Annotated in this window: 23 protein-coding genes and 1 tRNA gene; 9 read left to right on the plus strand and 15 right to left on the minus strand. The window is 54.0% G+C overall.

The genetic code is table 11. The features are described from left to right. Window positions 1-222: 222 nt before the first annotated feature. Window positions 223-999: an enoyl-CoA hydratase gene (locus QQJ87_RS12045; protein ID WP_284282017.1), complete on the minus strand. Its 777-nt coding sequence runs from the start codon at window positions 997-999 to the stop codon at window positions 223-225. Window positions 1,000-1,145: 146 nt separating this feature from the next. On the opposite strand from QQJ87_RS12045, the gene QQJ87_RS12050 reads away from it, so the two are divergent. From QQJ87_RS12050 to QQJ87_RS12070, 5 genes are read left to right on the plus strand one after another with little or no spacing between them, the layout of a single operon-like run. Beyond that, the gene (locus tag QQJ87_RS12050; RefSeq protein WP_284282018.1) at window positions 1,146-1,892 is read left to right on the plus strand and encodes an SDR family NAD(P)-dependent oxidoreductase; all 747 of its coding nucleotides are present in this window, start codon (window positions 1,146-1,148) and stop codon (window positions 1,890-1,892) included. After that, a complete protein-coding gene (locus QQJ87_RS12055) occupies window positions 1,893-3,140 on the plus strand; it encodes an FAD-binding domain-containing protein (protein WP_284282019.1) in 1,248 nt (415 codons plus the stop codon). Beyond that, entirely contained in the window at window positions 3,137-3,622 is a 486-nt protein-coding gene (locus QQJ87_RS12060) for a DUF3429 domain-containing protein (RefSeq protein ID WP_284282020.1), read from the plus strand. Before QQJ87_RS12055 ends, QQJ87_RS12060 begins: the two co-directional genes overlap by 4 nt. 45 nt (window positions 3,623-3,667) lie before the next feature. After that, window positions 3,668-4,657 carry an acrylyl-CoA reductase (NADPH) gene (gene acuI / locus QQJ87_RS12065; RefSeq protein WP_284282022.1) on the plus strand — a complete coding sequence of 330 codons (990 nt, stop codon included), beginning with the start codon at window positions 3,668-3,670 and terminating at the stop codon, window positions 4,655-4,657. After that, window positions 4,654-6,516, plus strand: coding sequence for a M61 family metallopeptidase (locus QQJ87_RS12070; RefSeq protein WP_284282023.1), 1,863 nt, complete (start codon window positions 4,654-4,656; stop codon window positions 6,514-6,516). Before acuI ends, QQJ87_RS12070 begins: the two co-directional genes overlap by 4 nt. A gap of 23 nt (window positions 6,517-6,539) precedes the next feature. Here the strand turns inward: QQJ87_RS12070 and trpC are convergent, their stop codons facing one another. From trpC to rpe, 7 genes are all read right to left on the minus strand, one after another. Then, window positions 6,540-7,328: an indole-3-glycerol phosphate synthase TrpC gene (gene trpC / locus QQJ87_RS12075; protein ID WP_284282024.1), complete on the minus strand. Its 789-nt coding sequence runs from the start codon at window positions 7,326-7,328 to the stop codon at window positions 6,540-6,542. Window positions 7,329-7,332: 4 nt separating this feature from the next. Next, window positions 7,333-8,373 carry an anthranilate phosphoribosyltransferase gene (gene trpD / locus QQJ87_RS12080; RefSeq protein ID WP_284282025.1) on the minus strand — a complete coding sequence of 347 codons (1,041 nt, stop codon included), beginning with the start codon at window positions 8,371-8,373 and terminating at the stop codon, window positions 7,333-7,335. A 1-nt stretch (window position 8,374) separates the two neighbouring features. After that, window positions 8,375-8,959: an aminodeoxychorismate/anthranilate synthase component II gene (locus tag QQJ87_RS12085; protein WP_284282026.1), complete on the minus strand. Its 585-nt coding sequence runs from the start codon at window positions 8,957-8,959 to the stop codon at window positions 8,375-8,377. Between the two features lie 220 nt (window positions 8,960-9,179). Next, window positions 9,180-10,985, minus strand: a complete 1,806-nt coding sequence (locus QQJ87_RS12090; protein WP_284282028.1) for an AAA family ATPase — start codon at window positions 10,983-10,985, stop codon at window positions 9,180-9,182. A 19-nt stretch (window positions 10,986-11,004) separates the two neighbouring features. Next, window positions 11,005-12,510 (minus strand): anthranilate synthase component I, encoded by a 1,506-nt coding sequence (trpE, locus tag QQJ87_RS12095; RefSeq protein ID WP_284282220.1) that lies wholly within the window; start codon window positions 12,508-12,510, stop codon window positions 11,005-11,007. Next, entirely contained in the window at window positions 12,510-13,193 is a 684-nt protein-coding gene (locus QQJ87_RS12100; protein ID WP_284282029.1) for a phosphoglycolate phosphatase, read from the minus strand. Before QQJ87_RS12100 ends, trpE begins: the two co-directional genes overlap by 1 nt. 12 nt (window positions 13,194-13,205) lie before the next feature. Continuing rightward, complete coding sequence (gene rpe, locus QQJ87_RS12105) at window positions 13,206-13,892, minus strand: ribulose-phosphate 3-epimerase (RefSeq protein WP_284282030.1); 687 nt, start codon at window positions 13,890-13,892, stop codon at window positions 13,206-13,208. A gap of 152 nt (window positions 13,893-14,044) precedes the next feature. On the opposite strand from rpe, the gene apaG reads away from it, so the two are divergent. Further along, window positions 14,045-14,428, plus strand: coding sequence for a Co2+/Mg2+ efflux protein ApaG (gene apaG, locus QQJ87_RS12110; protein WP_284282031.1), 384 nt, complete (start codon window positions 14,045-14,047; stop codon window positions 14,426-14,428). 1 nt (window position 14,429) lies between these two features. Here the strand turns inward: apaG and QQJ87_RS12115 are convergent, their stop codons facing one another. Further along, window positions 14,430-14,588, minus strand: a complete 159-nt coding sequence (locus QQJ87_RS12115; RefSeq protein WP_284282033.1) for a hypothetical protein — start codon at window positions 14,586-14,588, stop codon at window positions 14,430-14,432. On the opposite strand from QQJ87_RS12115, the gene mltA reads away from it, so the two are divergent. Beyond that, window positions 14,587-15,801, plus strand: coding sequence for a murein transglycosylase A (gene mltA, locus QQJ87_RS12120; RefSeq protein ID WP_284282035.1), 1,215 nt, complete (start codon window positions 14,587-14,589; stop codon window positions 15,799-15,801). The genes QQJ87_RS12115 and mltA overlap by 2 nt on opposite strands. A gap of 2 nt (window positions 15,802-15,803) precedes the next feature. On the opposite strand, the gene QQJ87_RS12125 is transcribed toward mltA, so the two are convergent. Next, window positions 15,804-16,583: a DsbC family protein gene (locus QQJ87_RS12125; RefSeq protein WP_284282036.1), complete on the minus strand. Its 780-nt coding sequence runs from the start codon at window positions 16,581-16,583 to the stop codon at window positions 15,804-15,806. 37 nt (window positions 16,584-16,620) lie between these two features. Further along, a complete protein-coding gene (locus tag QQJ87_RS12130) occupies window positions 16,621-17,856 on the minus strand; it encodes an FAD-dependent monooxygenase (protein WP_284282037.1) in 1,236 nt (411 codons plus the stop codon). A gap of 100 nt (window positions 17,857-17,956) precedes the next feature. Between QQJ87_RS12130 and QQJ87_RS12135 the strand changes: the two genes are divergently transcribed. Then, window positions 17,957-18,032 (plus strand) — tRNA-Phe (locus tag QQJ87_RS12135). A gap of 37 nt (window positions 18,033-18,069) precedes the next feature. On the opposite strand, the gene QQJ87_RS12140 is transcribed toward QQJ87_RS12135, so the two are convergent. Next, window positions 18,070-19,233 (minus strand): IS481 family transposase, encoded by a 1,164-nt coding sequence (locus QQJ87_RS12140; RefSeq protein WP_284282038.1) that lies wholly within the window; start codon window positions 19,231-19,233, stop codon window positions 18,070-18,072. 216 nt (window positions 19,234-19,449) lie between these two features. On the opposite strand from QQJ87_RS12140, the gene QQJ87_RS12145 reads away from it, so the two are divergent. Next, window positions 19,450-19,623, plus strand: coding sequence for a hypothetical protein (locus tag QQJ87_RS12145; RefSeq protein ID WP_284282039.1), 174 nt, complete (start codon window positions 19,450-19,452; stop codon window positions 19,621-19,623). Here QQJ87_RS12145 and QQJ87_RS12150 read toward each other — a convergent pair whose 3' ends face one another. The 3 genes from QQJ87_RS12150 to QQJ87_RS12160 form a co-directional block, all read right to left on the minus strand. Further along, window positions 19,624-19,890: a hypothetical protein gene (locus tag QQJ87_RS12150; protein WP_284282040.1), complete on the minus strand. Its 267-nt coding sequence runs from the start codon at window positions 19,888-19,890 to the stop codon at window positions 19,624-19,626. 32 nt (window positions 19,891-19,922) lie between these two features. Continuing rightward, complete coding sequence (locus QQJ87_RS12155) at window positions 19,923-21,371, minus strand: hypothetical protein (protein ID WP_284282041.1); 1,449 nt, start codon at window positions 21,369-21,371, stop codon at window positions 19,923-19,925. Between the two features lie 102 nt (window positions 21,372-21,473). Beyond that, window positions 21,474-21,890: a hypothetical protein gene (locus QQJ87_RS12160; protein ID WP_284282042.1), complete on the minus strand. Its 417-nt coding sequence runs from the start codon at window positions 21,888-21,890 to the stop codon at window positions 21,474-21,476. Window positions 21,891-21,906: the final 16 nt, after the last annotated feature.

Below are 21,906 nucleotides of genomic sequence, written 5' to 3' on the forward strand. Positions count from 1 at the left end.
GCAGCAGAGAAACGAGATTATGCACATCCTTTTTAAACCTGTCAAACACTTTTGCGAAGAAAGTTGCAAGAATTTTGCTGAAAGCCAAATTACGAACCCCTTTCACAACACACCCACCAAAAACAAGCCCCTGATCTGACAGGAAAAATTGCCTGCCTTACAGGGGTTCGAATGCACCGCAAAAAATTTCAAATTTTTTTCAGATTTTTGATTTTTTCGTGATCATTTGTTTTTGAAATCGGGTTTTCGCTTCTCCAAAAAGGCCTTCATGCCCTCTTTTTGATCTTCGGTGCCAAATAAACTGTGGAACATGCGCCGTTCAAACAGCATGCCCTCGGACAAAGGCCCTTCGTAAGCGCGGGAAACGCTCTCTTTGGCCATCATGACGGAGGGAATCGAATACGAGGCAATCACCGTGGCTGCATCAATGGCTTCTTGCAGACATTGTTCAGGCGCGACCACGCGTGACACCAAACCTGCCCGTTCTGCCTCTGACGCATCCATCATTCGGCCGGTCAAGCAAAGATCCATCGCCTTTGCTTTGCTGATCGCCCTGGGCAGACGCTGCGTTCCGCCAGCGCCGGGAATGATGCCAAGCTTGATTTCGGGTTGACCGAATTTGGCAGTGTCGGAACAAATGATGAAATCGCACATCATGGCCAATTCACAGCCACCGCCCAAGGCAAAGCCCCTGACAGCTGCAATCACGGGTTTGCGCACCTGACGAATCGTTTCCCAGTTGCGGGTGATGTACTCCCCTTTATAAACATCCATATAGGAGTAATTGGCCATGGCTGCGATGTCGGCACCCGCGGCGAAGGCCTTGTCGCTGCCGGTCACGACCATTGCACCGATGTTTTCATCCGCATCAAAAGCGGTCAGAGCGGTTCCCAGCTCGGTCATGAGCTGGTCGTTCAAGGCGTTCAGAACCTGGGGGCGATTGAGCGTCACAAGCCCGACACGACCTATGGTTTCTACGAGGATGGTTTCGTAAGTCATTTTAAATGCTGTCTCCTGTTTGCAGAATTGCGCTCTAAATACTACCTGCATTCACCACAGTAGACGCGCTAGAAGCAGAGGCAGTGCGTGACATTCTGTTTTGTCTAGGACAAAATGGCGCTTTGTTGTACAAACGGAGTTCGAACATGTCCAGTACTGTATTTGTTATGGGTGCGACCAGTGCCATCGCCCAATCTCTGATTCATCTTGAGTTGCAAGCGGGCAACAAGGTTGTTGCTGCAGGCCGAAACATGGAAAAGCTTCAGGAACTGTATGGCTCGAAGGGCAATGTGTGCTTGATCCAGGTGGAGGCGACCGATCCGGAATCGGTCAAAGCCGGCTTCGCGGAGGCGGACAACGCGGGGTTTCATGCCGACGCTTACGCACACTGCGTGGGCTCTATATTGGTTGCCCCCTTGCATCGCACCAGTGACGCCCAGTTTCAGGATGTTTTGAATTTGAACTTGATGTCGGCCGTGTATGGCTTGAGAGCATTCGTCAATGGATGCAGGGAACGGAAATCAGCAGGCAGCGCAGTGCTGGTGTCTACATGCGCAACAGGAATCGGCGTGGCCAATCACGAAGCGATTGCGGCGGCCAAGGCGGGCATTGAAGGCTTGGCCAAATCGGCAGCCAACACCTACGCCCCGGACGGCATTCGAGTTAACGTGGTTGCACCGGGTTTGACAGACAGCCCCATTGCGTCGGCCTTTTTGAAGAGCGAGGTCATGCGCGCGGCAAGCGCCAAACAATACCCGCTGCAAGGCGTCAACACCCCCGGAGAGGTTGCGCAGGCCATGCATTGGCTGCTGTCCGACCAGGCATCCCGCACCACAGGCACAATCCTGAACGTAGATGGTGGCTTTAGAAACACCCGTCCGCTGGTGAAATAAATGATTGATCTGGGACAGTTTGAACCCAGCCGTGACGCTGCCCTGAGCAAGCTGCGTGGTGTTAAGCCCTCAACCTACGGCAAGACGCGCAACTTTCTGAATGGCAAGGTAACCAAGTTGTCGCCCTGGATTACCCATGGCATGCTGAGCCTGAAAGAGGTGGCCGAACACGGTTGGAAAACCGAGGGAATTGGCCTTGAGGACAAACTGATTTTCGAGCTGGGTTGGCGCGAGTTTTTTCAGCACGTCCATCGGCAGGTGGGCGACAATATTTTACGTGACATGCGCCCAGGCGTGTGGCCAGGCAAGTACGCCAGGGAGCTACCTGCGGATTTTCTTCACGGCCAGACGGGTGTCAAGCCCATCGACTGGGCGGTGAGATCGCTTTATGAAACGGGTTACCTGCACAACCACGCCCGCATGTGGGTGGCTTCGTATCTGGTGCACTTGCGCAAGGTGAGCTGGCGAAGCGGTGCCGACTGGATGTACGGGTACCTGCTGGATGGAGACCTGGCTTCGAATCATTTGAGTTGGCAGTGGGTGGCGGGCACCTTCAGCCACAAGCCCTATCTTTTTAACGCAGAAAACGTTCAAAAGTACGCCCCGGAGTTGGCCTGCAAAGGCAGCGTCATTGACACCAGCTACGACGACCTGGAGGACATTGCACGGTCAAGCAAAACACTGCAGCCAGTGGGAAGATCGGTCAGTAACGAGGTGCAAGAGGTCGGCGAAGGGCCGGGCTTGCAATCGTGGCCAATGGACAAAGATTTGCTGAATTTAATGGGTACCCGCAAAGTCGATGCGGAGTGGTGCAAAAAATGGGCAGGAAAAGCTTTGAAGCTGGTGCACCCCTGGGCACTGAGAGAAAAGAGGGTTGGCACTTATCACCTGGGCGTGATTGCACCGCAGTTTCACAGCAAATTCCCGTGGAGCGAAAAGCGCTGGGCCTTTGTACTACAAGCCATGGCCCGCTGTTGCGATACGATTGTGATTCTGGACTCAGACAATCTGCAAAACTTGCGGATGGCATTGCAAAACGAAGCACTGGTGCCAAGTTCGGTTGAGATTGACTGGACGGCGCACCCGGTCTACTGCGATTTGCACACGCGCCTGAGAATCAGACAAAACCCGCCCGATTTGCTGTTGCCGGAACCTAAAATGCTGCAAACCAGCTTTTCGAAGTTTTACCGCAAGGCTTGCGACATGGCTGGATCACTGGACGACTTGATTGACACTGCGACGACATGATGACTGGAAGACTGAAAACACGCTGGATGGAGCTGCTGGGCTATGCGGGCCTGATTCCCTTTTTGGGCCTGGCCGGCATTGCTGCCTGGTTTTATCACACCCCCATGGCTGATTTGTACGGTGGTTACAACTTGATTTATGGCGCCTGCATTCTGTCGTTTTTAGGCGCAGTGCACTGGGGTATCGCAATTGCTCAGGCGGCCCAACCGGAAGCCAGTTACCGGGCTGGACTCAGCGATGAGAAATTTGAGATGTTGGCGTTTGGTTGGGGTGTGGTGCCCTCTTTGTTGGCATGGGTAATTGTGGCATTTGCGCCTGATGGCTATGCATTGTGGTTGTTGGCAGCCACCGTGGCACTGGTTGGTGTGATCGACCATCGTATTTTGGGGCCGATGAAGGGCTTTGAGGACTATCTGAAGCTGCGCACCCGCTTATCGGCACTGGCTACGCTGGGGCTTTTGGTGACCGCCTGGGCCATTTAAATGGTGTAGTCTTTCAGGATTACAGACCTTACAGAAAATGGAGAGATGATGTTTAAGGGCTTGTTGCTACAAAAAAATGAAGCGGGTGAATTTTCTGCTGCCGTGACGGACATAGAAGAAAGCCGACTGCCTGAATCGGGCGATGTACTGGTGGAAGTGGATTATTCCACGCTGAACTACAAGGACGGCTTGGCCATTTGCAACAAATCCCCCGTGGTGCGCCAATGGCCCATGGTTGCAGGAATTGATGGCGCCGGGCGTGTCATAGAAAGCCAGAATTCGGCGTTTCAGCCCGGTGACGAAGTCATTTTGAACGGCTTTGGCGTGGGCGAAACCCATTGGGGCTGCCTGGCTGAAAAGGCAAAGCTCAAAAGCGAATGGCTGATTCACAAGCCTGCCGGGCTGACTGCTGCACAGGCCATGGCCATTGGAACTGCGGGCTACACCGCCATGCTCAGCGTGTTGGGCCTCGAAAAGTCGGGGGTCAAGCCTTCCGATGGTGAGATTTTGGTAACCGGTGCAACGGGGGGGGTCGGCAGCATTGCGGTCTGCCTGTTGAGCAAACTGGGGTACACGGTGGTTGCAACCAGTGGAAAACCAGATCAGGTTGAATTTCTGAAGTCGCTGGGCGCAAACGAAGTGTTGGACAGAAAGGTGCTTTCTGAGCCGGGCAAGCCGCTGCAGCGGGAACGCTGGGCAGGCGTGGTTGATTCAGTGGGATCGCACACGCTGGCCAACGCCTGCGCACAAACCAAGTACGCGGGCACCGTGACGGCTTGTGGCTTGGCGCAGGGCATGGACTTCCCCTCTTCCGTGGCGCCGTTCATTTTGCGAGGTGTCACCTTGAAAGGCATTGATTCGGTGATGGCGCCGTTGGCCATTCGCAAAGAAGCCTGGGCGAGACTGGCCACCGACCTGGACATGAACAAACTGGGTTCGCTTTCACGCACCGTGAGCCTGACTGAGGCCGCGCACGAGGCCGCCAAATTGATGAACGGCACCAACACAGGCCGCGTGGTGGTGAAGATTCGATGAAAGACGCCGCCCATTTTGCACCTGGCCAACTGAATTACTGTGTTGAAATCAATGACCCACAGGGCCATTACTTTGACGTGTCACTTCGCTTTGTTGCTCAAAATGCGGCGGTTTTGCGCCTGCCAACCTGGATCCCGGGCAGCTACTTGATCCGTGAGTTTTCGAAAAACGTGCTGGAGGTGACTGCCCGTGCCAACGGCATGGCCTGCCAGGTCGTGAAGCGTCGGAAAGACGAATGGGCGCTGAATCTGACAGGCAGGACGTCATCTGCTGGCGAGCCGATTCAAGTGGAATGTCATTGGCGAGTCTACGCCTGGGATTTGTCGGTGCGAGGCGCGCATCTGGATGAAAGTCACGCCTTTTTCAATGGCACCAGCCTTTTCCTGGTGCCAGAGGGCATGGAAGAACTGCCAGTCCACTTGCAAGTGAAACGCAGACACGGGCGCGCCACAGACCACCAATCCTTTGGCTCGGCGGACTGGCAGGTCGCCTGTGGCCTTGATCGTGCCGATGGCGAACCAGCGAGCATCGGGCTGTTGAAAGCCGGTGGAGACATTTCATTCAAAGCTGATCATTACGATGCCTTGATTGACCACCCCTTTGAAGCAGGGCAATTACAGACCGGCTTTTTCGAGGCACGGGGTGTACCGCACTATTTTGCAGTGTACGGGGCAGACGAGGACCTGGACATTGCCAGGATCTGCCGGGACCTGAAACCCGTGTGCGAGGCTCAAATTGATCTGTTTGAACCAGAGACGGGCAAAGCCCCGTTTGAGCACTACTGGTTTATGCTGCATGCCACCGACAATGGGTATGGCGGGCTGGAGCACCGCAACAGCACGGCCCTGGTGTGCTCACGTGCAGACCTGCCGCAGGTGGGTGTACCAAAAGCACCGGAGGGTTATGACACTTTTATGGGTTTGTGCAGTCACGAATACTTTCACAACTGGAACGTGAAGCGCATGAAGCCAGCCGCATTTGTGCCCTATCGGCTGGAGGCGGAAAGCTACACCCGTTTACTGTGGGTGTTTGAAGGTTTTACCTCGTATTACGACGATCTTATTTTGGCGCGCGTTGGCCAACTGGATGAAAAGGCCTATTTGAAAGCCTTGGGAAAAACGATCGCCCAAGTGTACAAAGGACCGGGCCGCTTGGTGCAAACGGTGGCCGAGAGTTCTTTCGAGGCGTGGACCAAGTATTACCGCCAGGACGAGAACGCGCCGAACGCGATTGTGAGTTATTACACCAAGGGCGCGCTGGTGGCGTTTTGCCTGGATGCCTTGATTCGAGAAAGAACCCAGCACGATTCACCCAAATCATTGGACGATGTAATGCGCCTGATGTGGCGAAAGCACGGACTGACTGGTGAAGGGGTGCCTGAAGCGGGCATGGCCAACTTGATTGAAGCCGCCACTGGGCTGGATTTGTCTGATGAATTACGGCGCTTTACCCAAACCACGGAAGAACTGCCGCTGCATGACTGCCTGAGCGTTTTTGGCTACACCCTGAAACCCGAGTATGAACAGGATGCGGTGAGCATGGGCTTGGTGGGTCAGTTTACTGAGCAAGGCTGCAAGGTCAAGCAGGTGTACAACGGCGGCGCAGCGCACAGCGCAGGTGTTTCGGCAGGAGACGTGTTGGTGGCCGCAGGCGATCGCAAATTGACCGAGACCACTTACAAACGGTTGCTGGCGCGTGCCAAACCGGGTGAGCAGGTGGAGCTGTTGGGATTTCGGGCCGAACGGTTGCTGAAATTCAAACTGACGTTTGCAGAACCCCAAGCCAAAAGCTGGACGATCAGTGAAGCGGACCACAGAGACCAGCAATCGCTGCTGGCCCCCTGGAAAGATCACGCCTGATTGGGTTTGAATGAATCGCTGATTCAGCCGAACAGATCTTGAAGCGCCTGACCCGGGGAAGGCGCTCGCATGAAGGCTTCACCCACCAAAAAGGCATGCACGCCATGGCTGCGCATCAATTGCACGTCCTCACGCGTGGCAATGCCACTTTCAGTCACCAGCAGACGCTCACCATCTACCCTGTTTTTCAGGTCCAGGGTGGTCTGCAATGACGTTTCAAAGGTGCGCAAGTTGCGATTGTTCACGCCAATGAGGTCCGTCTTTAATTCCAGGGCGATGTCCATTTCGGCGGCGTCGTGCACTTCCACCAAAACATCCATGCCCAATTCATTGGCGCACTGCTCCAACTCTTTGATCTGAGTCAAATCCAGTGCAGACACGATAAGCAGAATGGCATCAGCACCCAAAGCGCGAGCCTGAACCACCTGATAGGTGTCGATGATGAAGTCTTTGCGAATGGCCGGTAAACCGCTGGCCTTGCGTGCCAGATCAAGGTAATGCGGTGCGCCTTTGAAATACTGAATGTCGGTCAACACAGACAGGCAAGTCGCGCCATGTTCGGCGTAACTTTTGGCAATGGCTTCCGGGTCAAAGGGATCACGCAGAATGCCTTTGCTGGGGCTGGCGCGCTTGACCTCTGCAATGACTGCTGGCTTGCCTGCTGCCACAGCCGATTTCATGGCGCGGGCAAAACCCCGGGCAGGCTCAAGCCGGGCAGCCTTGGTTAACCACTGCACTTCCGAGAACAGCTGTTTGCCTTGGGCAATTTCTTCGCGCTTGGTTTGAATGATCTTTTGAAGAATGTCGCTCATGAATTTAAACCTTTGCGGCGATGGATTGGGTGAACTCCTGGTACTCCTGGAGTTTGCGCAGGGCACTGCCTGTGGCCACACTCTCGCGGGCCTTTTCAACCCCTTGCTTGAGGCTGTCGGCTTGATCTGCTGCATACATGCCAGCGGCCGCATTCAGCAATACGATGTCGGCAATCACGCCACCCTCGCCTTTCAGGGCCATCATGATTTTGTCTTTGGATTCTTGCACAGAGCGGGCGCCCAACGGAGCGTGCGAGGCCTGCCTGAGACCCACCGATTCCGGCAGGATGCTGTAACGGCTGATTTCACCCTCACGAAGTTCGGCGATGTGTGACTCACATTCCATGCAGAGTTCATCCATGCCGTTGGAGCCGTGCACGATGAGTGCATGGTGAGAGCCCAGCTTTTTAAGCACCTCAGCCTGCAATTCCAGCAGTTCCATGCTGTACACGCCCATGACTTGATGGCGCGCCCCAGCCGGGTTGGTCAGCGGCCCCAGGTTGTTAAACAGGGTGCGTACGCCCAGTTCTTTGCGGACTGGGGCTGCGAATCGCATGGCGCTGTGGTGATTGGGTGCAAACATGAAGCCCATGCCCACGGTGTGTATGGCTTGGGCGACCTGCGTGGCATTCAGGTTGATGTTGATGCCCAGCAATTCAAGTACGTCGGCACTGCCGGAATTGGACGACACGCTTCGGCCACCGTGTTTGGCCACTTTGACACCCGCACCAGCCAGCACGAACATGCTGGCCGTGGAAATGTTGAAGGTGTGCGCGCCATCCCCCCCGGTGCCGCACAGGTCGACCAAGGGCATGTCATCGGGCAACTCAACCGGGGTAACAAGTTCACGCATGACTTCAGCGGCTGAAGCCACTTCAGTGGGTGTTTCGCCCTTCATGCGCAAAGCCACCACCAACCCCGCGATTTGTGTCGGTGTGAGGTTGCCGGACAGCAACGCCTGAAACACGGACTTGGCGGTTGAATGATCAAGATCAAGCCCAGCCAGCAAGTGGCTGAGTACTTTGGTGTAATCGGGATATGACATGCTAAGCCACCGCCCCCGAGCGCACGCGGCGCAGAAAATTGCGCAGCAGGTCGTGGCCCCGATCAGACAAAATGGATTCTGGATGGAATTGCACGCCCTCGACGTCCAGGGTTTTGTGGCGCACGCCCATGATTTCGCCGTCTGCCGTTTCGGCGGTGACCTCCAGGCAATCGGGCAGGCTTTCGCGCTCAATGGCCAGCGAGTGATAACGAATGCAGGTCAGCGGATTGGGCAGCCCCTCAAACACGCCGACGTTGGTGTGACGCACCGGCGATGTTTTGCCGTGCATGATGGTTTTGGCGCGAACCACTTTGCCACCGAAAGCCTCACCAATGGCCTGATGGCCGAGGCACACACCCAAAAGCGGCACTTTGCCTGCAGCAGCCTTGATGAGATCAATGGATATTCCGGCCTGGCTGGGTGAACAGGGCCCAGGCGACACACAAATGGCAGACGGATTCAAAGCCAGAGCCTGCTCAACAATGAGTGCGTCGTTGCGGACCACATGCACGTCTTGACCCAGTTCGCCGAAGTACTGCACGAGGTTGTAGGTAAAACTGTCGTAGTTGTCGATCATTAAAAGCATGTCACACCTACTGTACCTTATATAATTTCATCGAACAAAAAACTTTAAAGAAGGTATTCAATTGTAAAAACCCTGTTCTAACTTAGATCGAGGTTAAATATAAAATTGCAGGTTGAGACGTATACCGTCGAAAATAACGAATTTAATTGTTTATTAATCATATACTGCCAACCAATATGACAACCTGTATTATTTATAACACCACTTCCAGCAGAAAAAATCACCAATTAAACTCGTTATGCACACGTGCTTTTTCAAATAAATACTGCAGACAATCGAGCTTCTCGTTTATTTCTTCAACCGCATGTGGCTGCAAAGTTGCTCGCGAAATCAAGCGATGTAGCTCCCCTTTGGTAAGCAGCAAGCTACCCCCAATTTTTCTTGCCAATCTTCGGAAAAAAGACTCTGCAAAGGTACTAAGCTTTTTGCGCTCAGTAGTTGCCTCCCAGATCAAAGCTGCTGCTTCCGGCGACGACGAAATCCATGTATTGAAATTCGATTGGCTGCCACCAAATATCTCGTCACGCAAAGCCTCTGCCATCGCTTCATCAATCGCGAACCTCGCTTCATGAGCAAATAAATCGTCGAGCGGATACTTCTCATATGCATAGGAACGCAGCAGTTCGGGAGTAATGAAATAATTCTCCGCTTCATATCTACGCCAATATCGAATTCGAAGCGAACCTAAGTCTCGGTCAACTCGATTTTGACCATCATTATCTAGAATTGCCAAGCCTTCTAAATTGGGAAGAAGATTTCGCAATCCGGTGAAATGGTCGGCGGGAGTCAGACCAAACCCCCCCTCTACACGCTCTAGTTCAGCTTCAAAATCCTGTCTTGGATAATTGTTTTGAACATAGAAACTGTTGATTCGCTCATCCCATATGTTGGCTACTGGATGTTGCAGCAATTCGGCCAAGCCACGCAGCATGTCAACATCTGTTCCCCCTTCCACGTACAAAACGTAGCCTCGTTCCCTAGCCTTTATATAATGATCGGCGCCAAAGTGTTTTAGACTATTTCTAATTGCTTGTTTCTTCGCCAGATCATCTGATCGCCCCTCAAGCAACAAAGTAAGATTGGTATCGAGGGCTTCGTCTAGTATCACTTCGGAATGAGTGACCATGACCACCTGAGAGCCATTCTCACTGGCTATGTCACGAAGTAAGACATAGACTTGTTTCTGTCTCAAAATCTCCAGATGCGCATCGGGTTCATCAACGAGCAATACGCTTCCCTTGTGAGAATACAGATATGCAAAAACTAACAACATTTGCAGCATTCCACGCCCAGCAGAAGAAATATCAAGCGCCTCTTTCACACCGGGCTGTTTAAAACTCAATGTGATGCTGCCGCGGCTCGTCTCTTCAGGTGAGCCCAAACTTACACTAAATAGTCTTTGCATCAACTTAACTACACGTTTCCAATCGTCTAAGGACGATTTGAGCACGTTCAAACACAAATTACGTAATACGTCTGCCGTACGACCCTGACCAAGAAGCACATCTACGCGTCCTGGCTGTAGAATTGGTTCCTCCGTATCCAATCCAGACATGGGATACAGCAACTCTACTTTTATACCGGCTGCAAATTCTATTAGTTCCAAATCTCCCATAAGGGACTCATCGGGAGTACAGTACACAAGTTCATCACCTTGGCTTCGGAAACGCATCGACACCGGGCGAATGCGACCTTTATGCTCTACAGCGACCGTAAGAATCATGGGGATGTCTTTATTACCCTTCCTTACGTTGGTGTTGTGCCAATAGAAACGCGTTCGAGTAACCGGTACAGCGACTATATTAAGACGGTTCATTGAAGTGGCGGTTCGATCTTTAGCTGAAGAATCCTTTCGCACATCGAACCAAGTTCGAACTGCTTGTGACCATAGGGCTAACGCTTGAATCGCGCTAGTCTTACCGCAATTATTGGGGCCAATTAGCACAGCAGGATGATCTAACTCAATACGCTGCATATCTCCGAAGCGTTTGAAATTCTCAATTTCTATGTAATGCAATAAACGCATAAATAAACTGAGCCTCCAACTAAATCAGTTCACCATCAAGGCCAGACTGGACCAGCTCTGCAGCGCGCATGACTGCGCGGGCCTTGTTTTCGGTTTCAAGCCATTCACTTTCAGGCACTGAATCGGCCACAACCCCTGCCCCAGCCTGCACATACAGCATGCCGTCTTTCACCACGCCGGAGCGGATGGCAATGGCCACGTCCATGGTGCCGGTGAAGCTGAGGTAGCCGCAGGCCCCACCGTAAACACCGCGTTTGGTGGGCTCCAGCTCGTCGATGATTTCCATGGCCCGCACCTTGGGTGCCCCAGACAACGTGCCTGCCGGGAAGGTGGCGCGAAGTACATCCATGGCGCCCAGGCCCGGCTTCAAATCGCCTTGCACGTTGCTCACGATGTGCATGACGTGCGAATACCGCTCGATGATCATTTTTTCAGTGACCTTGACTGATCCGGTTTGTGCAATGCGGCCGATGTCGTTGCGAGCAAGGTCGATCAACATGACATGTTCGGCAATTTCTTTGGGGTCAGCCAGCAGCTCATCGGCCAAAGCAGAGTCTTCTTGCGGGGTTTTGCCGCGAGGGCGCGTACCGGCGATGGGACGCAAGGTGACCAGCGGCGCGTCGCTGTCGGCCTGCACATCCTGGCGAACCAGGATTTCAGGTGAAGAGCCCACCACCTGGAAATTGCCGAAATTGTAGAAAAACAGGTAGGGAGATGGGTTCAGCGAACGCAGTGCGCGGTACAGGGTCAGCGCGTCTTCGGGGAAGGGTTTGCTGAGACGTTGCCCGAGCACCACTTGCATGACGTCGCCAGCGGCAATGTACTCTTTGGCCTGATTGACCACATCGACGAAAGCGTCTTTGGTGATGGAACGCTCTATGCCAGTGACCCGGGTAGGCACCGACAAGGGAATATTGACCGACTCGCGCAGTTTGTACATCAGGCTTTTGAGGACTTGACGCCCTTTGGAGTACGCACCTGCTTCGGCAGGGTCCACAAACACGATCAGCTGAATGGTGCCCTTGATGTTGTCCACCACCGCCAGGCGCTCGGTCAGCATCAGCAAAATGTCGGGAATGCCGAGATCGTCGGCCTTTCGAGTGGCCTCCAGTCGGTTTTCGATGTAGCGAACCGTGTCGTACCCAAAGTAACCGGCCAGACCGCCGAAAAACCGCGGAACGCCCGGAAGATCTGGCACCTTGAACCGGGCGTGGTACTGCTCAATGAAGTTCAGCGGATTGCCTTCAAACTGTTCGAGCACTTGCGGTTGACCCTGCTCATCGGTTTTCAGCACGCGTAAGGTGTTTTCAAACACCTCAACAGTGGTGTCCGAAGGCAGGCCGATGAATGAGTAACGGCCTGAACGCTCGCCACCAATAACGGATTCGAGCAGGAAGGTGTTGCGGGTGTTGGCGAGCTTGAAATACACCGACAGGGGCGTGTCAAGATCTGCATAGCAGTTGGCGATCAGCGGGATGCGGTTGTAACCCTGACTGACATAGCTGTTGAATTCGTTTTCGGTCATCATGCCGTGGTTCCTTGTTCGGTGAGCAGCAGGTTGGCTGCTTCTTCGATGGTTTGCACATACGCGTCACAGGGGGTGCTGTGAATGTCATTCCCCTCGTTGTAGCCGTATGGCAAAAGCCAACAGGAAACCCCTGCCGCTTGAGCGGACAGGGCATCGTTGACCGAATCGCCGATCATCAAGGCCTCATCAGGATTGACACCCAATTGTTGGCAGGCGAATTCGATGGGCATGGGGTCGGGCTTTTTGCGCGCGCAGGTGTCGCCACCCACCACCACTTCAAAATAGGGCAAAAGCTCGGTGCGCTTGAGCAAGGGCAAGGTGTACCGCTCGGGCTTGTTGGTCACGACTGCCAGCTTGAAGCCCGCATTTTGCAGCATGTCCAGCCCCTCTCGAACTCCGTCAAAACAGTGGGCCTTGTAGCCGTTCAGCAGCTCGTAGTGCTGGTTCCACAAAGCCATGGCCTGGCGAAAAAGGTCGGCGTCCACCTGCCCGTCCATCGCGCCGGAAAGGGCACGACGCACCAGACTTTCTGCGCCTTTGCCCACATAGACGCCCACTTGTTTTTGACTGATTTCGGGTCGACCCATTTCGCGCAGCATCGCGTTGACGGCGGCCGCGAGGTCGGGAACGGTCTCCAGCAGAGTGCCGTCCAGATCGAATAAAACCGCTTGAATGGCCATGTTGCGCCCGCCCTATTCAGGCCGAACGCGGGCCAGCTCGGCTCGCATTTGTTCAACAATCGCCTTGTAATCGGGTTTGCCAAAAATGGCGGAACCGGCCACGAAGGTGTCTGCACCGGCGCGGGCGATTTCAGCGATGTTGTCGGGTTTGACTCCCCCGTCGATTTCAAGACGAATGGGGCTACCACCTGCCGCAACGTGCGCGTCAATGCGTGCACGCACTTCCCGACACTTGACCAGCGTTTGCGGGATAAAGCTTTGGCCACCAAAACCGGGGTTAACCGACATGAGCAGAATCAAATCGAGTTTGTCCATGACGTGATCAAGCCAGGCTGTGGAGGTGGCCGGGTTCAGCACCAGACCGGCTTGACAGCCCTGATCGCGAATGAGACCCAAGGTGCGGTCCAGATGGTCAGTGCCTTCGGGATGCACGCTGATGAGGTTGGCGCCTGCCTTGGCAAAATCAGGAATGATGCGATCGGCGGGACGAACCATGAGGTGCACGTCAATGGGTGCGTCGGTGTGGGGGCGCAAGGCCTCGCACACCAAGGGACCGATGGTCAGGTTCGGCACATAGTGATTGTCCATGACGTCGAAATGAACCCAGTCAGCACCCGCCGCGATGACGTTTTTGACTTCGTCGCCCAGACGGGCAAAGTCGGCGGACAAAATGCTGGGGGCAATGACAAAGGGATTCATGAACAGCCTTGGTAATCAGTGTGTTGGATCGGAATGGAAAGTTTAAACGATTCTGCCCTCGACTCGTCGAGCCAGTGGAAGATCGGATTTGCCAAGTGCGTGTTTTCCACCGAGAATGTAGACAATAACCAACCAGAAGGCTTTTCGGGACAATGAGTACAACGCAGAAATATCGCTTTGAAGTGGAAGTCAGCACCCATTTTCTGGAGGAACAGAGCGACCCGGAGGGTGGCCCTTTCGTGTTTGCATACACCATCGACATACGCAACATTGGTGAGGGAACGGCCCAGTTACTCAGGCGGCACTGGGTCATCACCGATGCAATGAACAACGTTCAGGAAGTTCGCGGAGATGGCGTGATAGGCGAACAACCTGTTTTGCGACCCGGGGAGACGTTTCAGTACACCAGTGGCTGCCCTCTACCGACCTCAGTGGGCACCATGAAAGGCGAATACACCTTTGTGACCGAGGATGGCGACACCTTCGAAGTGGCCATTCCGGAGTTTCTGCTGTCTGTGCCACATGCTTTGCATTGATTCACTGGGACGGGGCATCGTCAGTCGACTTGCTTGCCTCGTCATTCTGCTTTGATTCGGGCTCAATGACCGGATGATCGATCCGCGCTCGGAGTGTCCAGACCATAATGAACACAATAACGCCCAGCGCCAGCACCATTTCCAGATACAAAACCCACATGAATTTTTCTCCAAAACACGTTGTTCAGGCGATTGGCCTGACTGCCCTGTTGAGTTTAATCGCTTGCTCCAGCACCACGCCACCCCAAACGTCAAAGCCTGCGGAGCCGCCTGCAAAAAAAGCGGCACCTGTGTGGATGAAGTCCAGTTTTGACCAGTTGCCAGGCTGGGCCACCGGCAACCAGGACTTGGTGTTGAAGGCCTTTGCGGCGCAGTGCGACAACAACGGCGGTGCGCTTGCCAAAAAAAGTGGCACCCCAAGCGGACTGTTGAAAGCCTGTGGGGCCGTACAGGAACGTTTGGCAAAAGGAGACTTGCCGCCGGCGCAATTCTGGCTGGAAGCCAACTTTGACGTGTGGCAATTTCAAAAGGAAGACGGCGGAAAAACCGGCCTGATGACCGGATATTTCGAACCGGAGTTGAACGGCTCACGGACAAAGGACGTGCGCCACAATGTGCCACTGTATGGTGTACCCAGTGATTTGATCACCGTGAAACTGGACAGCCTTTACCCCGAGCTGAAACACATGCGCCTGCGGGGCCGGCTGCAGGGCAATACGCTGGTGCCGTTTTTTGATCGGGCAAGCTGGGACAAGGTCGGCCCCCAACGTGAAAAGCCGATTGTGTGGGTCAACGACAAGCTGGATGCATTCCTGCTGCAAGTACAGGGCTCGGGTCGCGTGGAACTGCCGGATGGCAAGGTAGTCAGACTGAGTTACGCAGATCAAAACGGCCAACCCTACAAATCGATCGGCAAAGTGCTGGTGGACCGCGGGGAACTGACCGTCGACAACGCGACAGTGCCTGGCATTCGAGATTGGGCAAACCGGCACCCCGACCAGCTGGACAGCTTGCTGGCAGAGAACCCCAGTGTGGTTTTCTTCAAGGAAAGCGAAGTTAAAAACCCGGCACTTGGGCCCACAGGGGCACTCGGGGTGCCTTTGACGGGCGGGCTGAGCCTGGCCATTGATCGCTCAATTGTGCCTTATGGCAGCATGCTTTGGATCGAATCCAGCAACCCGCAGAGCGGCAAACCCATTACACAGGGTGCACTCGCGCAGGACACGGGCGGCGCGATTCGTGGGCGGGTCAGAGCAGATTATTTTTGGGGCACCGGCAAAAAAGCGGGTGAGTTGGCGGGCATCACCCGCCAACCCCTGAAGATGTGGCTGATCTGGCCCAAGGACACGCCCTTGCCTGAATCAGCCAACTAATGTCAGTTGCGGGCAGCAAGCGACATACGCTTGGTCAGCTCGCCGGCGGTGATGGCACCGCTGGCGCGCGTACCGTCTTCAAAAATGATGGTCGGCGTACCGGCCACACCCAAACCGCGCCCCAACTGCACAAGCTGGGAAATCGGTGGATTGCAATCGCCGGCACCACTGGGGGTTTTGCCTTTCAGCATCCAGTCGTCCCACACCTTGGTTTGGTCGGCTGCGCAAAGCACCTTCTGGGCTTTGTCGATGGAGTCTTGCCCCAGGACTGGATACAGGAAGGTGTAAACAGTGGCGTCATCCAGCTTTGAAAGCGCTTCGCGACGAAACCGCTTGCAATAACCACAGTTCGGGTCTTCAAACACTGCAATTTTGCGGGTGCCTTTGCCATACACGCTTTTGAGCGCCAACTTCAAGGGAAGGTCTTTGTTGAAGGCAATGGCGTTCAGCTTGTCCATCTTCGCCTCGGTGAGGTTGTCCATGGTTTTGCTGTCGATCAGATCGCCCAGAATAAGATGGCTGCCACTGCCATTGCTGTAGATGATTTTCTTGCCACCTGCGTGAGACACCACCACCTCAAAAAGCCCATCGAAATATTTCACGTCGGTGATGGACAGCACCTTGACGCCAGAGGTGCCGAGTGCATCTTCAATGGATTGTGTAATTTGCTGGGTTTGCGCTTTGGTGACGGCAATGGCCGACGGCGCCATCACGAGGGATGTGAACGACAACAAGGCAAGACCGAGGCCGCGTTTGATGAATGTGGTGGATGGTTTGATCATGAATATACCGCTGAGAAAAACTGTGAAAAACAAGCCACTATCGCATAGCTTGTTGAGAAAGCCAACGCTTGAGCATGGGAATGCGGTTGAGCACCTGCATGCCTTGATTGCGGGCCCAGTGCACGCCGGGAAGATCGATGCGAAACAGATTGTGCAGCCCGTCGGTCATGAAGTGCACCGGCGTGCAAGCGGCCTTGCGACGGCGTTCCCAGGCTTGCCAAAGCTGTTCGTCCGCCAAGCCAAGGCGCTGAACAGCGAGAAGACGCTTGCGAGAGGCCAGCAAACCCGCCAGTTCGGCGGCGTCCTCAAGCCCCAGGTTTAGGCCCTGCCCCGCAAGGGGGTGGACCACATGCGCAGCATCGCCCATCAGAACGACACCGTTGTTGAACCACACTGGGGCAACACCGTGACGCAGGGGAAAGGCAAACGATTTGCCACAAGGCGACAACTTGCCGTAGTGGTCGTTTAGATCGGCCCCCGGAACTCGAAGCACGGCCTCGGCCAGTGACTCGGCTGACAACTGCATGGTGCGCTGTGAAGCAGACAGCGGCATTGACCAGACCATGGACACAAAGGGGCCAGGCAGGGGCAACATCGCCAAAACAGTCTGATCAACAAACCACTGCCGAGCTACGCCGTGATGGGGCTTTTCAATTTTAAAAGTGCAAACAACGCCCTCGGCGCTGTAGTCTTGCACCTCGTAATCAAGACCAGCCTGCCTGCGCGTCGCACTCTGAGCACCATCCGCCGCAATCAGCAAAGGCGTGTTGAGGGTTTTTTGACGCGTGACGACAGACCACACGTTGTGGGAACGGGACAACCCATCGACCGGCTCGTTGATCCATTCGATGCCTGGTTGGAATCGAATGGCTGCCAGCAGCACTTCGAAAAGACTGCTTTGTTCAACGATCCAGGTGAGGGAGTCCACCCCAGTATCGTTGGAGTTGAATCTGAGAAAACCCTGGTTTTCACCACGACCGTCGCCCCAAACCTGCATTTCATGAACAGGTTGGACTTTTTCACTGGGCAGGTTGTCCCACACGCGCAATTTGTCCAACACACGCTGACTGCGATGGGACAAAGCGAAAACACGGGGGTCAAACCGCTGCCCCGGGCTGGCGGTAAACTGAGGCGGCCTGGCACCGACCACGGCAACACGAAATCCATTGGAGGCCAACACCAAGGCAGCAACAAGGCCCACGACACCGCAACCGATAACGGCCGCATCGAGGTCGGGTGAAGAATTGGCGTCTGAAAGTGTCGTTGTGGTCATTCAAATGATCATAAATCAAAGGGTCTGTGAAATCGTACATGCATTTTGCACAGATGATTTGCTTTCGGCCTCAGATTCGGATAAACTTGCGCGCTTCAGTGGCCAAGTAGCTCAGTCGGTAGAGCAGAGGATTGAAAATCCTTGTGTCGGTGGTTCGATTCCGCCCTTGGCCACCATCCCTTCCCGGTATGTTCTCGAGACATCGTTTACATATCATTCCGGAGACATCGTTAACACTTTTGGACCAAAAGGGTTAACGATGGGTTCCACTCTACACGAATCCAAATCAAAAAATCCCAAGTCGTAATTCATAAAGCTGACCAGCCAGATGTGCTCGTCAACTTGCTTCAGGCCCACGTCATGGCCGGCCAGGACAGTGCTGAGGTGAATCTTCTTGCGACCGATGCAAATTCGACCACAGGCAGTGATCGTGACAGTTTTGTCGTGAAACGGATAATAAACGGGCTCAATGCCTCTGTATTGCCGCGTTGACGGCACATACAGATCGGCTGGTCTTTTCATGTCCAGCGCTTGATGAGGTCGCTCGTGGTTGTACTCCTGAACGAAGTGTTCAAACTTCTCCTGTTGCTGCAACATATTCATGCCAGCTGGTCTGGTGCAGTACTGCTTCAAAGTGCGGTGCATGCGCTCATGTCGACCATTTTGCTGTGGGTTACCTGGCTTGATCCGCTCAATGGCGATGCCCAGGCGCAACCAATACACCGAGAGCTTGGATAAGCCGTGTATGGCATGCACAGAAGAAAATGGCACGCCGTTGTCCGAGCGGATGGCCTGAGGCAAACCATAATCCCGAAACAGGCGTTCAAAGGCCGTGATGGCCATTTGCTCGCGGGTACTTTCCATGGCCTCGCAACAGAGTAAATACCTGGAGCTGAAGTCGGTGACCGTCAGTGGATAACAATAGCGTTTGTCGCCCAGCATGAATTCCCCTTTGTAATCCACACAACACAGTTCATTGGGCGATCTGGCCGTGCTCAAGGCTGTGCCTTGAGCACGGTGTCGGCGGTTTTTACGAGACTTGACTAAACCATGGCGATCAAGCACTGCGTGCACGGTGCTGGTTGCCGGTGTGGGAATGTCTGGGAAATGGCTAATGAGTCGCTCACGGATCTTTGGTGCTCCCCACAAAGGCCATTGCTGCTTGATTTTGACAATTTGTTGCTCGACCTGGAAGGGCAGTTGGTTGGCAAAGCGAACGGGTCTGCGGCTGCGATCGGTGAGCGCCTCCAGGCCACTTTCCCGATACCGAGAAATCACCTTATGGCCAGTTACCCGAGAGATGCCAAACTCGCGACAGAGCTCTGTAATACTCTCGCCGTCGAGGTAGCGAGCGACAAATTTCAGTTTCTCATCCATCTTCGTACTTTCGCTCCAAGGCATAGTCGGTCCCTCCTATGCCTGAAAACTGTAAAGTATGTGTCCGGAATAATCTGTAAACTATGTCTCGGTAAGTACACCCTTCTTGCTTTTCAAGGCTTATTACAAGCCGAATATTTCTGAAAGAAAACCGCAACAAACTAGCACTACACTGCTTGAGTTAGATCGCGCAAACAGTTGCGTTCAGGAAAATTCATGCACAAGTTCATCGAAAAAATTCAGGATGTGCAAAAAGCCATTCACAAGTTGCTGGACAGCGACTTGAAAGCCTTGGATTTGAAAAAAGAGAAAAAAGAGCTGGAAGAGATTTTGAGGACCCTGTCTTCAATTGAGCGCAGGGCCACTGCAAAATTGAGCAAGAACAACTGATCAGGCGGGAATATCACCCTTGCTGACCGGCAACCACCAGGTGAAACCAAAGATCACGGTGTTAAGGCATACCTTGCTGACAGGCACCTGTTTGTCGCGCAGGCGGTTAAACGCCACAGGCAATTCAAGAATGTGAGCGGCCAAAATAATTGCGCCCAGCATGTTTAACCACATGATGTGGTGACCCAAAAGCCCAATCAAAGGAATGGCCAGCCAGAACACCACCAGTCCACCCTGTAAAACGTACCAAATTTTTCCCGAACCCATTGAAGCGTGTCTCCGTCTTGTTGATTTTGACTTTATCGAGTCAACACCGCCGTGTTGAAACAATTTTGCGTGTTTTCCTCAAGCACGACCTGATTGACGTCCAGCCCAAGATCAGCAAGAAGTTCACTGAGAATGGGGCCGACCCCAGACAGCGCTGCGGTGAGAGGCGCATTCAGTATACCCAAATTCAATCCCAGAACCTGTGCGGTCAGGTTGCTCGTCAAGGTGCTGGTGCCCTTGATGGCATCGAAGCTGTATGTCGTCTTCAGCGTGGGGTTGGGATAACCCACCAACTGAACATTGCTTGCACTGACACTGCCCAACTGAGTGGACAAATTGACCAGTGGATTGGCCACCACGCTGGCGGTCAAGGGGACCGAATAGAGCGTGGAGCTGATCGACGAATTCGATTGGGGCAACCGACATTGAATGTCATTGATATCGGCCTTGCCTCCGCCTGAGGTCAAGGTAACGTCAAGCAATCCACTCAACTTCACATGAATTTGGATTTGTTCGGTGGTGGCTGTGGCCAGCACCGAACCGCTTGTGGGCCGCTTTACCGCGATGAACATCTTCGGTGGATTCAAAACCGTGACATCCGCGATCGAACCAAGCTTCAATTTGATGGTACCGGCAGACACACCTTTTGCAGCTGCCAGCGTACTGACGAACCCCAAATCACCCAGACGAATCGTGCCATTGCTGACCGTGCCTACGTTTGTGGCAGCAAGAATGTCGCTCAGCGGAAAGGATTTGTTATTCAACGCACCACCGCTGGGCAGCGTCAGGCCGAGGTCAGAGGCGGTGACATTCGACACGGTGAATGCCGCGTCCAGCAATTGACGGGCAGTGACTTGAGTGCTCAACAGCGAATTTAAATTCAAGGGTTGCCCGGCCTGAATAACACCCAGCTGAACGGCAAGCCCTACCAGACTGACACTGGTGTTGGCGGCAAGCAGCCCTTGATAGCCGATGGCATTGAGCTGCAACTTGGCCCCGATCAGGGTCAGGACCGGATTCTGAAGAGCTGAACCATCGGTACTCAAAGCCAGCAAATTGGTGCCGACCGCACCAGTGACCATTGGCACGATGGTGGCCTCTGCCTGCGCAGTGATGGTGTGCGTGCCCAAGAACGAAGTGGCCAGGGTGCGGGTTATTTTCACCAGCACGGATTGGCCGCAATTGTTGGCGCTGAGCAAGGTGTCAGTGCCCTTCACATTGCAGGAAATTGACAAGGTGTCACCAGAGGCCGCGTCGTAACCATTTTTGGCGGCGTAACTGTACGCAACGGGGAAATTGATGGGGGCGTCTGCGATGTCACTGGCTGCGACTTGCGCGGTCAGATCCACAATGCGTTGCAATTCATTTTTCTTCCAGATGGCCTGCCCGACACCCAGCACACCCAAGGCCCCAATGGCCATGAGCAAAATGAAAACATTCAGCACCATGAAAGAGCCGGATTGCCTGTGCTTACCTGACATTGCGTGCACCGTTACTTGCTGACCAAACCAGGTCGATTACCTCATTTTGCACCAAAAAGGCCCAGCCTAGTAACCCGAAAAGGTGATCAATCGCGCAGTAGATCAATCTTTCATGAATCGCCCAAACAAGGTTTTGCGCATGCGTTTGGGGGGTTTGAGTCTGCACACCATGGCCTTTGCCACAGTCACCATCAGTTCAAGAGGAGAGGCTGTGGTGCTGGTTTGCGCATGGATGCCCAGTGCTGAAAGCAACGCCTCGTCAATGTGCTGCTTTTCATCGGTCAACAGCACCAAACCCACACCTAGATATGCTTGTGTTATGCAATCAAGCGCAGCCTGGTCACTGGCCAGTTGTTGCACCAACACAATGACACTGACTTTGTAAACAGGCACAAACCGATCGACCTCGCTTAAAGAGCCGCAGGAAAAAACGCCGCTGAACTGATTGGACTCTGACAAGCCTGACTCCAGCCGAAGTCGGCTAACGGGGTCTGGATCGACAATCAGAACGGAATTCATGGATGACAACCTCAAG

Source organism: Limnobacter litoralis, assembly GCF_030160455.1.
In the GTDB taxonomy this organism is placed as follows: Bacteria; Pseudomonadota; Gammaproteobacteria; order Burkholderiales; family Burkholderiaceae_B; genus Limnobacter; species Limnobacter litoralis.

What these genes read in the sequence shown, in the direction of transcription:
- QQJ87_RS12045 (WP_284282017.1), bottom strand. Translation starts at nt 999, where the DNA reads ATGACTTACGAAACCATCCTCGTAGAAACCATAGGTCGTGTCGGGCTT.
- QQJ87_RS12050 (WP_284282018.1), top strand. Translation starts at nt 1,146, where the DNA reads ATGTCCAGTACTGTATTTGTTATGGGTGCGACCAGTGCCATCGCCCAA.
- QQJ87_RS12055 (WP_284282019.1), top strand. Translation starts at nt 1,893, where the DNA reads ATGATTGATCTGGGACAGTTTGAACCCAGCCGTGACGCTGCCCTGAGC.
- QQJ87_RS12060 (WP_284282020.1), top strand. Translation starts at nt 3,137, where the DNA reads ATGATGACTGGAAGACTGAAAACACGCTGGATGGAGCTGCTGGGCTAT.
- acuI (WP_284282022.1), top strand. Translation starts at nt 3,668, where the DNA reads ATGATGTTTAAGGGCTTGTTGCTACAAAAAAATGAAGCGGGTGAATTT.
- QQJ87_RS12070 (WP_284282023.1), top strand. Translation starts at nt 4,654, where the DNA reads ATGAAAGACGCCGCCCATTTTGCACCTGGCCAACTGAATTACTGTGTT.
- trpC (WP_284282024.1), bottom strand. Translation starts at nt 7,328, where the DNA reads ATGAGCGACATTCTTCAAAAGATCATTCAAACCAAGCGCGAAGAAATT.
- trpD (WP_284282025.1), bottom strand. Translation starts at nt 8,373, where the DNA reads ATGTCATATCCCGATTACACCAAAGTACTCAGCCACTTGCTGGCTGGG.
- QQJ87_RS12085 (WP_284282026.1), bottom strand. Translation starts at nt 8,959, where the DNA reads ATGCTTTTAATGATCGACAACTACGACAGTTTTACCTACAACCTCGTG.
- QQJ87_RS12090 (WP_284282028.1), bottom strand. Translation starts at nt 10,985, where the DNA reads ATGCGTTTATTGCATTACATAGAAATTGAGAATTTCAAACGCTTCGGA.
- trpE (WP_284282220.1), bottom strand. Translation starts at nt 12,510, where the DNA reads ATGACCGAAAACGAATTCAACAGCTATGTCAGTCAGGGTTACAACCGC.
- QQJ87_RS12100 (WP_284282029.1), bottom strand. Translation starts at nt 13,193, where the DNA reads ATGGCCATTCAAGCGGTTTTATTCGATCTGGACGGCACTCTGCTGGAG.
- rpe (WP_284282030.1), bottom strand. Translation starts at nt 13,892, where the DNA reads ATGAATCCCTTTGTCATTGCCCCCAGCATTTTGTCCGCCGACTTTGCC.
- apaG (WP_284282031.1), top strand. Translation starts at nt 14,045, where the DNA reads ATGAGTACAACGCAGAAATATCGCTTTGAAGTGGAAGTCAGCACCCAT.
- mltA (WP_284282035.1), top strand. Translation starts at nt 14,587, where the DNA reads ATGAATTTTTCTCCAAAACACGTTGTTCAGGCGATTGGCCTGACTGCC.
- QQJ87_RS12115 (WP_284282033.1), bottom strand. Translation starts at nt 14,588, where the DNA reads ATGTGGGTTTTGTATCTGGAAATGGTGCTGGCGCTGGGCGTTATTGTG.
- QQJ87_RS12125 (WP_284282036.1), bottom strand. Translation starts at nt 16,583, where the DNA reads ATGATCAAACCATCCACCACATTCATCAAACGCGGCCTCGGTCTTGCC.
- QQJ87_RS12130 (WP_284282037.1), bottom strand. Translation starts at nt 17,856, where the DNA reads ATGACCACAACGACACTTTCAGACGCCAATTCTTCACCCGACCTCGAT.
- QQJ87_RS12140 (WP_284282038.1), bottom strand. Translation starts at nt 19,233, where the DNA reads ATGGATGAGAAACTGAAATTTGTCGCTCGCTACCTCGACGGCGAGAGT.
- QQJ87_RS12145 (WP_284282039.1), top strand. Translation starts at nt 19,450, where the DNA reads ATGCACAAGTTCATCGAAAAAATTCAGGATGTGCAAAAAGCCATTCAC.
- QQJ87_RS12150 (WP_284282040.1), bottom strand. Translation starts at nt 19,890, where the DNA reads ATGGGTTCGGGAAAAATTTGGTACGTTTTACAGGGTGGACTGGTGGTG.
- QQJ87_RS12155 (WP_284282041.1), bottom strand. Translation starts at nt 21,371, where the DNA reads ATGTCAGGTAAGCACAGGCAATCCGGCTCTTTCATGGTGCTGAATGTT.
- QQJ87_RS12160 (WP_284282042.1), bottom strand. Translation starts at nt 21,890, where the DNA reads ATGAATTCCGTTCTGATTGTCGATCCAGACCCCGTTAGCCGACTTCGG.